The organism is Pradoshia sp. Z3_51 (assembly GCF_058215915.1).
In genome coordinates this window covers 77,376-91,390 of sequence record NZ_JBZAJC010000011.1, presented here as the reverse complement: position 1 = coordinate 91,390, position 14,015 = coordinate 77,376, and the positions used below count along the sequence as shown (strand labels likewise).

Genomic DNA, 14,015 nt, shown 5'->3' with positions numbered 1-14,015 from the left:
TAGGGGCATAGTTTAAAGGTAGAACAGAGGTCTCCAAAACCTCCAGTGTGGGTTCAATTCCTACTGCCCCTGCCAATAAATATGGCGATTGTGGCGAAGTGGTTAACGCATCGGATTGTGGTTCCGACATTCGTGGGTTCGATTCCCATCAGTCGCCCCATTTTTAGATTAAACTCGAATAATAGCTTATACTAACTAATAAATTTAATTGTTGGGCTATAGCCAAGTGGTAAGGCAACGGACTTTGACTCCGTCATTCGTAGGTTCGAATCCTGCTAGCCCAGCCAACTTAATGCGGAAGTAGTTCAGTGGTAGAACATCACCTTGCCAAGGTGAGGGTCGCGGGTTCGAGCCCCGTCTTCCGCTCCAACAAATTTGGCGGCATAGCCAAGTGGTAAGGCAGAGGTCTGCAAAACCTTTATCACCGGTTCAAATCCGGTTGCCGCCTCCAAAATCTTGCCGGTGTGGCGGAATTGGCAGACGCGCACGACTCAAAATCGTGTTCCGTAAGGAGTGTCGGTTCGACCCCGACCACCGGTATCATTAGATTAATTCTTGCCAAGATTAATCATTAAAAAGACTCCCAAATGTTGAATTAAAACATTTGGGAGTCTTTTTTTGTATAAGAGTAGCAAATCGAAATAGATACCGGAATCTTTATACATTCCCTTCAAATCCCTCCATCAATTACCATTGGACTATCTAAGATAATCTGTTAATATAGATTTAATTTAAATTGAGAACCTTTAAGAGCAGTCCAGAGAGGCTGACAAGGTGGGCGATACTTTGTTTGGAGAACGTATTTATACACATAATATATTATTGTGTGAATAATACGGTTATTTCTGACACCTTCCACTTGTCACTTTATGGCAAGTGGTTTTTTTTGCTCACCAAGACTAATAACTTGGGAGGAAACAAAATGCAATTAAAAGACAAAGATTTTTCATTTCAATCAGTACCTGAAGCAAAACGTAACAGCTTTCTGAAAATGCTTGTTGTTATGCTTGGCTTCACATTCTATTCAGCAAGTATGTGGGCTGGTGGATCATTAGGTGAAGGATTAACATTTATGCAGTTGATTGGTGTCATCTTATTAGGAAACCTTATATTAGGAGCATTTACCGGTGCATTAAGTTATATTGCAGCAAAAACAGGATTATCGACTCACTTACTGGCACAATATAGTTTTGGTGAAAAAGGAGCATATATCTCTTCATTCATGTTATCAGCAACCCAAGTCGGATGGTTTGGTGTAGGACTAGGAATGTTTGCCTATCCGGTTTCTAAATTAACTGGCCTTCCACTAGTACCGATTGTCATCATTACTGGGATTTTAATGACAGCAACTGCTTATTTCGGTATGAAAGCTTTAACAATCTTAAGTTTTATCGCTGTACCGGCTATTGCGATTTTTGGATCAACAAGTGCGGGAATGGCCATTTCAGATATGGGAGGAATGGAAGCGCTCATTGCTTATAAACCTGAAACTTCCTTAACATTAGCAGCAGCTTTAACGATTACAATCGGTTCATTCATTAGTGGTGGTACATTAACACCCGACTTTGCACGCTATGCAAAATCAGGAAAACATGCTGTAACAACAACTGTCATTGCCTTTTTCTTAGGAAATACATTAATGTTCCTATTTGGTGCGATTGGTGTAATAGCAACCGGTCACAATGATATTTCAGATGTAATGATTTCACAAGGCTTACTATTGCCGGCTGTTTTAGTGCTCGGATTAAACATTTGGACAACAAACGATAACTCCCTGTACGCATCTGGACTTGGTTTTGCAACTATGTTCAAGAAGCCAAAGGTATTTATGGTTATGATGAACGGTACGATTGGTACGGTATTTGCCATCGTTCTTTATAACAATTTCACAAGCTGGCTGACATTCCTGGGATCCACTCTGCCGGCTATTGGATCAATTATTATTGTGGATTTCTTCTTTATCCAAAAAAGACAATATATTCAGTATGAGCAGGCAAACATTGCAAAAGTACATGTTCCAGCCATCATTGCATGGGCTGTTGGTGTCATCTCGGGGTTAACATTGCCGGGAATCGCTTCACTAAACACATTATTGATTACAGGAATTGTTTATGTAGTTGCTGTTAAGCTAATGAAAACAACAGTTGTTACCGACAGGGAAGAGGAGGCAGGATGCTATTATGAAAAAGTGGGCTAATGCTTCGATCTTTGGACGAGAAGGTCTTTGGGATTTACTAATAGAAAATGGTACGTTTGTAAAGATTGTTAAAGCTGGTACAAATGAATTTGACAGCTGTGAAACACTCGATCTAAGCGGAAAGATGGTTTGTGCACCATTTATTGAGCCGCATATTCATCTGGATACTGCCTTAACGGCAGGCCAACCACGTTGGAATGAAAGTGGGACTTTATTTGAAGGTATTCAATGTTGGTCTGAACGCAAAGATTCCTTAACAAAAGAGGATGTAAAAGAGCGTGCAAAGAAAGCCCTTAGCTGGCAAATTGCTAACGGAATAGGTGCTGTGCGTACACATGTCGATACAACGGATCCTTCTTTAGTAGCATTAGAAGCTATGCTTGAAGTGAAATCAGAAATGAAAGACTTTGTTGATTTACAAATTGTCGCTTTCCCGCAGGAAGGTCTAATATCTTATCCAAATGGGTTGGAGCTGGTAGAGGAAGCCTTAAAAATGGGTGCTGATATTGTTGGGGGCATCCCTCACTTTGAATTTACGCGTGAAGACGGAGTTCAATCGGTTCGCGAGATTTTTAAATTGGCCATGAAATATGACAAGCCGATTGATATTCATTGTGATGAAATTGATGATGAGCAGTCTCGGCATGTGGAAGTTGTAGCACGTGAAACGATTATGAATGAGTACCAAGGTCGTGTTACAGCAAGTCATACGACGGCAATGGGATCTTACAATGATGCCTACGCATATAAATTAATGCGTGTACTTAGACTTGCAGAATTGAATTTCGTAGCAAATCCATTAGTGAATATTCATCTGCAGGGGCGTTTTGACACGTATCCAAAACGTCGTGGCTTAACACGCGTAAAAGAGCTTGATCAAAACGGATTAAATGTTTGCTTCGGTCATGATGATATTATGGATCCTTGGTATCCAATCGGAAACGGGAATATGCTCCAAGTATTGCATATGGGCTTACATGCTTCACAGTTAATGGGCTATAGTGATATTGCAAACAGTTTACGTTTTGTGACTGGTAATAGTGCTAAAGCATTGAACCTTAAAAATTACGGTATTGCTGAAGGAAATCCAGCAAACTTCGTTGTGCTGAATGCGGAAGATGGTTACCATGCCCTTCGCCTGCAAGCAGAGATTCTATACTCTGTTCGAAACGGTAAAGTGATTGCTGAAACGAAGCCTCGTGAGACGAACATTTTTCTGCAAGATCAAAAGAACATTACCTTTATGTAAGTAAAAGTGAAGACTATCATCAGTTAATGAACTGCCCCTGAAACGGTAGACACGGATTTACCTCTTCAGGGGATTTTTTGAGTGAATGTATATGATGAACAACGTATTGAAGCGGTTAAAAGATACATAAATGGCTCTGAAACATAAGAGAAAGTTCGAAAATGAAATTAAACACGGGAGTTATCAAAAAACGAAATTTATATATGAAACGTAGTGCTATCTTCCGGATTATGGAAAATCCTCGAAGCAGGTAGGTTAATCTTAATGTAATATAAAAAAGCCAAGGGCAAATTCTTAGCTTTTTTTCCGAATATTGAGTGGGATGGATGGCTGAATTCTTTTTTGATTTGTATGATGGCTTTAGTTTTTTCTCCTTTTGTTACCTCAGATGATAAAGAACCAGGGCCTCCACTACGTTCATAATAGACTTTCCCATCAACCTCTCTCTTTTTCTGATTATCCTCAAAATATATTTCAAATTTAACCTCATCATTTTCTGGTAATGTATTTTCATAATAGTAAATATATAATTCTTTCCTGCTTAGTTCGCTTTCAATTTTTATAAAAGCAACTACAGTGGGATATCCACCACTTCCTGTAGGTCCATAGGAGAAAAAGACTCCATAATCAAAATTCTTATCGATGATCTTAGAAATTTTCTTTCTAATTGAGATTGATTCATAGAAGTTATGTTTTTCATATCTTCCTTAATGAACGATTTTATAATTATATTTTATCAAAATGAAGGATTCTCTCGCATTATAAAATGGAAAATAATAGTTTTAATTATGTTCGTAACTGAATTCAGATTAATTGACGATGAGTAAGGTATATGAATGTTGGACATTTACTCACTATCCGCATGATTAGTAGTAATCGAATGGAACGTTATTTACCGAGTTGTTTGTTTAATATTCAAAATATTAAAAAAGTAAGTTGACTTGTACAAACGAGTGGAATATGATGGTAAAAAATGAATGCGCTTACAATAATAGAGCTTGTTTTAAAAGAGTAAAAGACTAAAGGAGGTTATAAATAACTTGTAATTTAAAGGATTGACTAGGTTCAAATGAGTATAAACCATAAAAATTGAGGTGTATAGAATGAGCGTGTTAAGTGCTGGTAAACGTAAGATAATGACTCTTGTTTTGGCATTAATACTGGTTTTGTCCTTTTCATTGGCTGGCTGTAGTTCAGGTGACTCCCCTTCTGATGCTAAAACAAAAGATGGAAAAGCTCAATATACCATGTGGACATTTGTACAAGTACATGCTGATTATTGGAAAGATGCAGCTGAAACCTGGAATAAAAATCATCCTGATGAACAAATTAATTTAAAAATAAATGTTCTTCCTTTTGATCAGATGAATCAAAAGTTACAGGTAGCATTAAATTCTGGTAATGGTGCTCCAGATATCGCGGACGTCGAGATTGGACAATTCGCTAAATATACGAAAACAAACAAGCCTCCATTTGAAGATATTACAAATGAAGTAGAACCATATAATGAAAACTTAGTAAAAGGACGCACAGATAATTATACGGTAGATGGCAAAGTCTATGGTCTGGATTATCATGTAGGGACAACTCTTGTTTATTACAATATGGATATCATGAAAAAAGCGGGGGTAGATCCATCCACTATTAAAACTTGGGATGACTATGTGGAAGCAGGGAAAGTGGTTAAAGAAAAGACGGGTATATATATGACTTCTGTAGAAACAAGTTCCCAATTTGTATATACGGCAATGGTTGCTCAACAGAAAGCAGATATGGTAAGAGATGATAAGTCTATTTTATCCGAGGAAGCCAGTGTAACTGCTGTACAAACTCTTCAAGATATGGTCTACAAACATAAAATTGCTAAAACGGCAGAAGGCGGCCATCAAGATGTTGAAGAATATTATGCAGCCTTTAATAAAGGTAAGTATGCTTCAGTGGTCATGCCAGCGTGGTATATGAGTCGTATGGTAAGCTTTATGCCTAAATTAAGCGGAAAAATAAAAATCCAGGGTTTACCAATATTTAAAGAGGGAGATCTCCGTTCGGCGGGACTTGGAGGAACAGCTACAGTTGTCACAAATCAAGCGCATGATAAAGATTTACTTAAGAAATTTGTAGTTGAATCCAAGGCCAGTGAAGAAGGATCTATTAAGACTTGGACAATACTTGGTTTTGATCCAATTCGATCAGATGTATGGCTGAGTCCTGAAATGGAAAAACCGAACAAATACACAGATTATTTCGGAACTGATATTTTTAAACAAATGGCAGTATTGAAGGATGAGGTAGGAACATTAAGTTTTACCCATAATAGTTATCCGATTATTATTGATGAGTTACTCACGAATGGTATGCCAAAAATGATGACTAAACAGGCGGACGTACAAAAAACTTTGGATGCTGTTGATAAATCTGCCAATAAACGAATTAAAGCAGGTAAATAATGTTTGTAATCTAACAAATTAAGGAGGGAACATTCTCTTCTTAATTTGTTGGATAACATTTTTGTATGAAGAGGGATAAGGGGGAATGAAGATGACGAACGATATTACGGCACAAATAAGTCCAAAGAGCAAAAATCCATTAAAAAGAGAAAAAAAGAAAATAAATATGCAGAAGGTAGCTCCATATCTATTTGTTTCCCCGTTTATTATTGTATTTTTAGTGTTTTCTTTATACCCTTTTATAAATTCGATTATTATGAGTTTCCAAAGAATCTCAGGTTTCGATGAAACGACATTTATAGGTTTAGAGAATTATAAGCGGTTGTTTACAGACCCTGTATTTTACAAAGCTTTATGGAACGTTACCAGGTATACATTTTGGACTATTTTAATTTTAATTCCATTACCACTCTTGCTGGCTATAGTGATGAATAATAAAAATACTAAATATAAATATTTTTTTAGATCAATCTTCTTTATACCAGTATTAACATCTACGGTAATTGTAGGGCTGGTATTTAAATTTGCTTTCAGCAAAGAACCTACTGGAGTATTCAACAGTTGGCTTAGTTACCTTAACATAGGTCCGATTGATTGGCTTAATAATTCAGGGACAGCTATGTTTGCACTTGTAATAGTATGTGTGTGGAGATGGCTTGGTGTAAATATGATTTATTTTTTATCTGGGTTACAAAATATCCCACGGGAGTTGTATGAATGCGCTGAAATTGATGGCGCAAGTAAATGGGATAAATTTAAAAGTATAACATTGCCAATGATTAAACCAATTACTACTTATGTTTTAACTATATCTATACTCGCAGGCTTTTCATTATTTAATGAAACTTATGTGTATTGGGGAGCACAGTCTCCAGATAATATTGGAACAACTTTCTTAACATATATTTACAAAACAGCCTTTAGCGATGGGGATTTCGGGTATGCATGTACGCTTGGAGTAATAATGTTTGTGATTGTGGTTGCAATAAATTTGATTCAAGTTTCAGTAAGAGGCTTATTTAAGGAGGATTAATGATGAAGGCCAAAAAAAGAGTATCAACCCTGATCACAACCCTATTACTTAGTGTTATCGGATTTATTATACTGATTCCTTTTTGGTTTATGTTAGTCTCCTCCTTTAAAGAATCCTCAGATATTTTTGCACAGGGTTTAAATATACATATAGATTTATCCAGTATCAACTTTAGTAACTATGGAAAATTGTTTACTAATAATAATGGTATATTTCTATCCTGGTTTAAAAATAGTGCACTAATAACAATTATACAAACAGTTTTAGTACTGATTTTTTGTTCAATGGTAGGTTATGGTTTGGCACAATATCGTTTTAGAGGCCGAAATTTTATTTTTATGCTTGTCTTGATTATGTTGATGGTTCCGGGTGATATTTTATTAATTCCGTTATATAAGCTAGTTACAAATTTAGGCTTAATGGATACATACGCAGGGGTGATATTACCAGGAATAGTTCCGCCTGCTACAGTGTTTTTCTTTAGGCAATATGCAATTGGGATTCCAAATGATTATGCTGAGGCCGCTAGAATAGATGGGGCGGGAGAATTTCGTATTTTCTCGCAAATATATGTACCGATGATGAAACCGGCTTTTGGAGCAATGACTATTATGACTTCCATGGGAGCTTGGAATAATTTTCTTTGGCCATTGATTGTTATGAGGTCAGATGAGAATTTGGTTATACCTGCAGGGTTATTAACTGCAATGACACCATATGGTAATAACTATGATATCGTCTTTTCGGGCTCGATCATGTCTATTATTCCTATACTTATATTATTCTTATTCAATCAAAAATCTTTTATATCAGGAATGACTGTTGGTGGGGTAAAAGGTTGAAGTGTCAGTAAATGAGGTGTTTTTTGATGGCAAATAAAAGCTTTTTAATCAAAACTACAAATATTGTCTGGAGTTTATTTGTGGTAGGTATTTGTGCTTTGTTAACGAGTGGTATTCTGATTTTTTTATTGCTATTTGTAAAATTCCACTTAATTACACTTCCCTTATATTTAATTGCTTTTTTGTTAATTGGCCCAACAATGGGGGCGATATTCCAAACTATTTTTAAAATGCTTTTTGAAACTGAAATTAGGGTCGTGAGAAAATATTTCTATTACTATAAGAAAGATTTCAAAGATTCCTTAAAACTATGGATTCCATACAGTGTATTAATACTGATTTTGTGTGCAGATATTGATTTTCTGGCCTCCAACGAAAAAGGCGCATATTTGTTACCTATGTTATTTTTAATCCTTCTTTTATCAATGATTAGTTATGTCTATTCACTCATTCTATATAGCCGCTTCATTATCAGGATGAGAGACATTATAAAATACTCCCTTTATTTAGTCATCAATCGCCCGGTACAATCTTTATCTATTGTTATATTAATCTTTATCCTGTATCAATCGTTTAAATATTTTGGCAACTTTGCGATATTTTGGGGAGTCCCGATGTTTGCAGCGTGTACTGTCTTGTTAGTGAGAAATGTGTTACTACAGATTGAAATGAAATATGTTCAATAAATAGATTGAAGAATACTATCATGCATATTACAGAAATCTGTTGAAGAAATATGGCTCTTAGTGAGGGATTCGGCAATTTATGAATGTGAGTTAAAAGTGAAATGATCCGATCTATCGTTTAAAACCAGAAAGCATTTAGAAATTGGAGGAGGATTGAGCGAATACGAAAATTATCACAACTGACATTTCATGTCGATCGTTACGGTAGAGATTGAAAGAGGTGAAAGAATGAATAGGAGAAATATTTGAAAAGCTGTTCAGGAAGTATCAAAGTCAGTGAAGATCATATTCAATCTTTAATTAAGGAAGCAGATTTAAATAAGTTCAATATTGTATCCGATGAATTATATAAAGCAAGGGTAGAAATATGCAAACAATGTTCTTCTTTTCAATATGGGACAACCTGTTCTTACAGCCGGTCAATCATTCATTATCAAGCGAAATTTAAAAGTCAGACTTGTCCGTACCCAAGGGAATCAAAATGGGCAATGATAACGATCTGATTTGAACATATTGTACTTATATAAGTTAGGCTAGTACAAACAAAATGGAGGGATTGTAAATGGCAGCCAATAAAGCAAAAATGATTCTAGAGAAAGATTTTAAAATCGCTGAAATTGATAATCGTATATATGGTTCATTTATTGAACATTTAGGCAGAGCTGTATATGGAGGTATTTATGAGCCTACTCATCCTCAGGCAGATGAAAATGGCTTTAGAAAGGATGTTCTAGAATTAGTAAAAGAACTAAAAGTGCCGTTAGTCCGATATCCTGGAGGGAATTTTGTCTCCGGCTATAATTGGGAGGATGGTGTGGGTCCTAAAGAAAAACGCCCAAACCGCTTAGATCTTGCATGGAGTACTACAGAAACAAATGAAATGGGTACCAATGAATTTATGAAATGGGCTAAATTGGTGAATGCAGATGTAAATATGGCTGTTAATTTAGGTACGAGGGGAATTGATGCAGCTAGAAATTTAGTGGAATATTGCAATCATCCTGGAGGCTCTTATTATAGTGATTTGCGCATCTCGCATGGTGTAAAAGAACCCTATAATATAAAGACATGGTGTCTTGGCAATGAAATGGATGGTCCTTGGCAAATTGGACATAAGACCGCTGCTGAATATGGAAGAATAGCTCAGGAAGCAGCAAAGGTGATGAAGTGGGTAGATCCAAGCATCGAATTGGTAGCATGTGGAAGTTCGCATAGAGCGATGCCTACATTTGCTGATTGGGAAGCAACGGTATTAGATTATACATATGACCATGTTGATTTCATCTCTCTTCATCAGTATTATGGGAATCGAGACAATGACCTATCCAATTATTTAGCTTTATCTTTAGAAATGGATGATTTCATAAAATCAGTTGTCGCCATTGTTGATTATATTAAGGCGAAAAAACGTGGTAAGAAAACTATAAATCTATCTTTTGACGAATGGAACGTTTGGTATCACAGTAATGAGCAGGATAAACAGATTGAACCTTGGAGTATTGCGCCTCCTCAATTAGAGGATATATATACTTTTGAAGATGCGCTCTTAGTTGGATGCATGTTGATTACGTTGCTGAAGCATGCGGATCGAGTTAAAATTGCCTGTCTTGCGCAGTTAGTGAATGTCATTGCGCCGATTATGACAGAAAATAACGGACCTGCTTGGAAGCAAACTATATTCTATCCTTATATGCATACTTCCGTTTATGGACGGGGTATTTCGTTAAATCCGATTATTACTAGTGATAAATACGATAGTAAAGATTTTACGGACGTTCCATATTTAGAGTCTACAGCGGTTTATAATGATGAGGAAGATACATTAACTATTTTTGCGGTTAATCGTCATCTTGAAGAAGTTTTGGAGCTAGAGGTAGATATACGTAATTTTAATGAATATGAAGTAATCGAGCATATTGTTCTAGAAAATGAAAATATTAAACAAACCAATTCAGCACATAAAGAGACAGTAAAACCACATTCCAATGGGAATGCAAAATGTGAGAATGGTAAGGTAATAACCATTCTGCCGAACTTGTCATGGAACGTAATTCGTTTAGCAAAACAGAGATAATTATAAAGTATGGCATATTTTTTTAATATATTAGAAAATATGCCTGCTTATCTAGTATTATTTGAAGCAAGTAAGTACTTTATAGCTGTTCACAAATTGAGTGAGAGTTGTGGATTTAAAACAAGATCGATAGAAGAAAGAAGTATTTCTACATTTTCTCAATTAGACAGCTAATTTTGTTGTATACTTTGTTTATCTATTAGACAAACAAAGTATAAAGTGCTACAATGCTAATTAATACAGGTTGCAGATTAAGAATTTAGAGACTCATATTTTGTAAGCATTTACATAAACGATCTGAAACCTAAAAAATTTGGGAGGCATGCCACAATGGCTTATTTCGAAACTGTTAATAAAATCCAATATGAAGGCGCTTCATCTAAAAATCCTTTAGCATTTAAGTATTATAATCCAGAAGAAATGATAAATGGAAAAACAATGGAAGATATTCTCCGATTCTCAGTTACCTATTGGCACACGTTCACAGCAGATGGAACAGATCCATTTGGTGTTGGTACAGCGATTCGCCCATGGAATAATCTCAAAGGTTTAGATTTAGCAAAAGCCCGTGTGGAAGCGGCATTTGAACTCTTTGAAAAATTAAATGTTCCTTATTTTGCTTTCCATGATGTAGATATCGCTCCAGAAGGAAGCACATTAAAAGAAACAAATGAAAATCAGGATATTATCGTAGCAATGATTCAGGAATACATGAAAACAAGTAAAACAAAGTTGCTTTGGAATACAGCAAATATGTTCACAAATCCTCGTTATGTACATGGTGCTGCCACTTCTCCAAATGCTGATGTATTTGCCTATTCAGCTGCGAAAGTAAAAAAAGGCTTAGAAGTAGCGAAGGAACTTGGCGCTGAAAACTATGTGTTTTGGGGCGGTCGTGAAGGCTACGAAACACTCCTAAATACGGACATGAAGCTTGAACAAGATAACTTGGCTCGCTTCTTCCATATGGCAGTTGACTATGCGAAAGAAATCGGTTTGAATGTTCCTTTCTTGATTGAGCCAAAACCTAAAGAACCTACAAAACACCAATATGATTTTGATGTGGCGACTAGTATGGCTTTCTTGCAAAAATATGATCTGACAGATTATTTCAAGTTCAATATTGAAGCTAACCATGCAACTCTTGCTGGCCATACATTTGAGCATGAGTTAAGAACAGCTCGTATCAATGGAATGCTTGGATCAGTGGATGCAAACCAGGGGGATACACTCCTTGGATGGGATACAGATGAATTTCCGACTGATCTTTATTCTAATACATTAGCAATGTATGAAATATTGAAAAATGGAGGTTTAGGCAAAGGTGGTTTAAACTTCGATGCAAAAGTACGACGGGGTTCATTTGAGCCAGAGGATCTTTTTCATGCCCACATCGCTGGTATGGATGCATTTGCTATTGGATTAAAGGTAGCAAACAAGCTTATTGAAGATAAAGCTTTAGATAGCTTTGTTGAGGAACGCTATAGCAGCTATCAAGAAGGCGTTGGCTTAGATATCGTTGAGGGCAGAACCAACTTCCGTGAATTAGAAAAGTATGCTCTTCAATTAACTGAGATTAAGAACACATCTGGAAGAACAGAGCGCCTGAAAGCCATCATCAACCAATATTTATTAGAAACACTATCAAGCGTACACGTTTAATCTATTAATCTTACAAAGTGCTGGAAGCCTTTCCTCCAGCACTTTTTTTAGAAAAGGATGATAAGGATGAAATATGTTATTGGTGTAGACCTCGGAACAAGTGCAGTGAAAATCTTACTGGTGAATCAGCGTGGAGACGTATGTATGGAAGTAGCAAAGTCATATCCGCTTATTATTGAAAAATCTAGTTACAGTGAACAAAACCCGGAAGAATGGGTTGAAAAAACAACAGCAGGAATAGCGGAATTAATTCACCAGTTCGATGGAGATGTAAATGATATCGAGGGGATCAGTTTCTCGGGTCAGATGCATGGTTTAGTTTTACTAGATGAAGATAATCAAGTCTTAAGAAATGCAATTTTATGGAATGACACGAGAACGACAAGGCAATGTCAGGAAATATACGATGTTATGGGGAGTAAACGTTTATTAGAAGTAACGAAAAACCCTGCATTAGAAGGCTTTACCCTGCCTAAAATTCTCTGGGTAAAAGAAAATGAACCAGACATTTTCAAACGTGCCAGATTATTTGTGCTCCCAAAGGATTATTTACGCTACCGTCTAACTGGAAATATCCATATGGACTACTCCGATGCTGCAGGAACGCTATTACTGAATGTGGCGGAACGGGAATGGAGCCAGGAAGTATTGGCGGCATTTGGTCTATCCTCTGATTTTTGCCCACCATTAGTGGAATCACATGATTTCGTAGGTACAGTAACAGCTGAATTTGCCCAAAAAACAGGATTGACTGAAGCGGTAAAAGTGTTTGCAGGCGGAGCTGATAATGCATGCGGTGCGATTGGTTCCGGAATTTTAACACCAGGAAAAACGTTAGCAAGCATTGGTACCTCTGGTGTCGTACTATCTTATGAAGAAAGAAATGACCAAGATTTTAATGGGAAAGTTCACTATTTTAATCATGGTGAAGAAAATGCTTACTATACAATGGGTGTGACGCTTGCGGCTGGCTATAGCTTAAGCTGGTTTAAGGAAACGTTCGCGAAGCAAGAAGATTTTGATCAATTTTTGGCTGGAGTGGAAGAAGTACCTGCAGGCAGCAATGGTCTATTATTTACGCCATATATTGTCGGTGAAAGAACACCACACGCAGATGCCACTATTCGCGGTAGCTTTATTGGCGTTGATGCATCTCATGATCGGAAATATTTTGCCCGTGCGGTTCTGGAAGGGATAACGTTCTCTCTAAACGAATCAATTGAAATTTTCAGGGAAAATGGTAAGACGATTAATTCAATAATCTCTATTGGCGGCGGTGCCAAAAATGACACATGGCTGCAGATGCAAGCGGATATTTTCAATACGAAAATTGAAAGACTGACAAGCGAGCAAGGTCCAGGAATGGGAGCGGCGATGCTTGCAGCGTATGGATGCGGTTGGTTTGCTTCATTAAACGAATGTGCCCATCATTTTATTCAAGTTGCAAAATCCTATGATCCGATTCAAGAAAATGTCGAGACGTATAAGCGATTATTTAAGGTATATCAACAGGTATATACTCAAACGAAGGGGCTTAATGAGCAACTTGAAGAATATAGAAAATAATTAATGGTAATGGTGTTATTTGGGTTTTGAAGTGCCAAAGGTGATGTTGTAATCCTTTTCTAACTGCTAGTAAAAAGTAAATAATATTCGTAAAATAAGTCGGACTATTAAATCTGACTTATTTTTTTGATTAATAGGTCAGATTTTTTTGTAATGAGAGAGAAAGTTCTAACCGTTATTAAATTTTTATAGGTCCCTCAATATTCTGTTAATGAGAGAAATAAATGAGTTCGATTATATTCCACGTGTACTTGTGGAA

Annotated in this window: 10 protein-coding genes and 6 tRNA genes; all 16 read left to right on the top strand. The window is 36.5% G+C overall.

The genetic code is table 11. From position 1 onward, the window contains the following. Nucleotide 1: 1 nt before the first annotated feature. A tRNA-Trp gene (locus AC4BHA_RS16125) sits at nucleotides 2-75 on the top strand. Between the two features lie 9 nt (nucleotides 76-84). Further along, nucleotides 85-160, top strand: a tRNA-His gene (locus AC4BHA_RS16120). A gap of 52 nt (nucleotides 161-212) precedes the next feature. Next, nucleotides 213-287: transfer RNA gene (locus AC4BHA_RS16115), tRNA-Gln, on the top strand. 7 nt (nucleotides 288-294) lie between these two features. After that, nucleotides 295-369 (top strand) — tRNA-Gly (locus tag AC4BHA_RS16110). Nucleotides 370-377: 8 nt separating this feature from the next. Further along, nucleotides 378-451: transfer RNA gene (locus tag AC4BHA_RS16105), tRNA-Cys, on the top strand. A 7-nt stretch (nucleotides 452-458) separates the two neighbouring features. Continuing rightward, nucleotides 459-540, top strand: a tRNA-Leu gene (locus AC4BHA_RS16100). A 382-nt stretch (nucleotides 541-922) separates the two neighbouring features. After that, on the top strand, nucleotides 923-2,197 hold the full coding sequence (gene codB / locus AC4BHA_RS16095; protein WP_490558915.1) for a cytosine permease: 1,275 nt from the start codon (nucleotides 923-925) through the stop codon (nucleotides 2,195-2,197). Then, nucleotides 2,181-3,446: a cytosine deaminase gene (gene codA / locus AC4BHA_RS16090; protein WP_490558914.1), complete on the top strand. Its 1,266-nt coding sequence runs from the start codon at nucleotides 2,181-2,183 to the stop codon at nucleotides 3,444-3,446. Before codB ends, codA begins: the two co-directional genes overlap by 17 nt. Before the next feature lie 1,103 nt (nucleotides 3,447-4,549). Continuing rightward, a complete protein-coding gene (locus tag AC4BHA_RS16085) occupies nucleotides 4,550-5,893 on the top strand; it encodes an ABC transporter substrate-binding protein (protein WP_066102853.1) in 1,344 nt (447 codons plus the stop codon). A gap of 91 nt (nucleotides 5,894-5,984) precedes the next feature. Continuing rightward, nucleotides 5,985-6,926, top strand: coding sequence for a carbohydrate ABC transporter permease (locus AC4BHA_RS16080; RefSeq protein WP_217491074.1), 942 nt, complete (start codon nucleotides 5,985-5,987; stop codon nucleotides 6,924-6,926). Then, nucleotides 6,926-7,768: a carbohydrate ABC transporter permease gene (locus AC4BHA_RS16075; RefSeq protein ID WP_490552308.1), complete on the top strand. Its 843-nt coding sequence runs from the start codon at nucleotides 6,926-6,928 to the stop codon at nucleotides 7,766-7,768. Before AC4BHA_RS16080 ends, AC4BHA_RS16075 begins: the two co-directional genes overlap by 1 nt. A gap of 26 nt (nucleotides 7,769-7,794) precedes the next feature. Further along, the gene (locus AC4BHA_RS16070; RefSeq protein WP_066102844.1) at nucleotides 7,795-8,454 is read left to right on the top strand and encodes a DUF624 domain-containing protein; all 660 of its coding nucleotides are present in this window, start codon (nucleotides 7,795-7,797) and stop codon (nucleotides 8,452-8,454) included. Nucleotides 8,455-8,699: 245 nt separating this feature from the next. Further along, nucleotides 8,700-8,957 (top strand): hypothetical protein, encoded by a 258-nt coding sequence (locus AC4BHA_RS16065; protein ID WP_066102841.1) that lies wholly within the window; start codon nucleotides 8,700-8,702, stop codon nucleotides 8,955-8,957. 59 nt (nucleotides 8,958-9,016) lie between these two features. Beyond that, nucleotides 9,017-10,528, top strand: coding sequence for an arabinosylfuranosidase ArfA (gene arfA / locus AC4BHA_RS16060; RefSeq protein WP_490558913.1), 1,512 nt, complete (start codon nucleotides 9,017-9,019; stop codon nucleotides 10,526-10,528). A gap of 330 nt (nucleotides 10,529-10,858) precedes the next feature. After that, nucleotides 10,859-12,190, top strand: coding sequence for a xylose isomerase (xylA, locus tag AC4BHA_RS16055; protein ID WP_148631200.1), 1,332 nt, complete (start codon nucleotides 10,859-10,861; stop codon nucleotides 12,188-12,190). A 66-nt stretch (nucleotides 12,191-12,256) separates the two neighbouring features. Continuing rightward, complete coding sequence (gene xylB / locus AC4BHA_RS16050; RefSeq protein WP_490552302.1) at nucleotides 12,257-13,756, top strand: xylulokinase; 1,500 nt, start codon at nucleotides 12,257-12,259, stop codon at nucleotides 13,754-13,756. Nucleotides 13,757-14,015: the final 259 nt, after the last annotated feature.

Excerpts from the sequence above, each read along its gene's own strand:
- codB (WP_490558915.1), top strand. The coding sequence starts at position 923 with ATGCAATTAAAAGACAAAGATTTTTCATTTCAATCAGTACCTGAAGCA.
- codA (WP_490558914.1), top strand. The coding sequence starts at position 2,181 with ATGAAAAAGTGGGCTAATGCTTCGATCTTTGGACGAGAAGGTCTTTGG.
- AC4BHA_RS16085 (WP_066102853.1), top strand. The coding sequence starts at position 4,550 with ATGAGCGTGTTAAGTGCTGGTAAACGTAAGATAATGACTCTTGTTTTG.
- AC4BHA_RS16080 (WP_217491074.1), top strand. The coding sequence starts at position 5,985 with ATGACGAACGATATTACGGCACAAATAAGTCCAAAGAGCAAAAATCCA.
- AC4BHA_RS16075 (WP_490552308.1), top strand. The coding sequence starts at position 6,926 with ATGATGAAGGCCAAAAAAAGAGTATCAACCCTGATCACAACCCTATTA.
- AC4BHA_RS16070 (WP_066102844.1), top strand. The coding sequence starts at position 7,795 with ATGGCAAATAAAAGCTTTTTAATCAAAACTACAAATATTGTCTGGAGT.
- arfA (WP_490558913.1), top strand. The coding sequence starts at position 9,017 with ATGGCAGCCAATAAAGCAAAAATGATTCTAGAGAAAGATTTTAAAATC.
- xylA (WP_148631200.1), top strand. The coding sequence starts at position 10,859 with ATGGCTTATTTCGAAACTGTTAATAAAATCCAATATGAAGGCGCTTCA.
- xylB (WP_490552302.1), top strand. The coding sequence starts at position 12,257 with ATGAAATATGTTATTGGTGTAGACCTCGGAACAAGTGCAGTGAAAATC.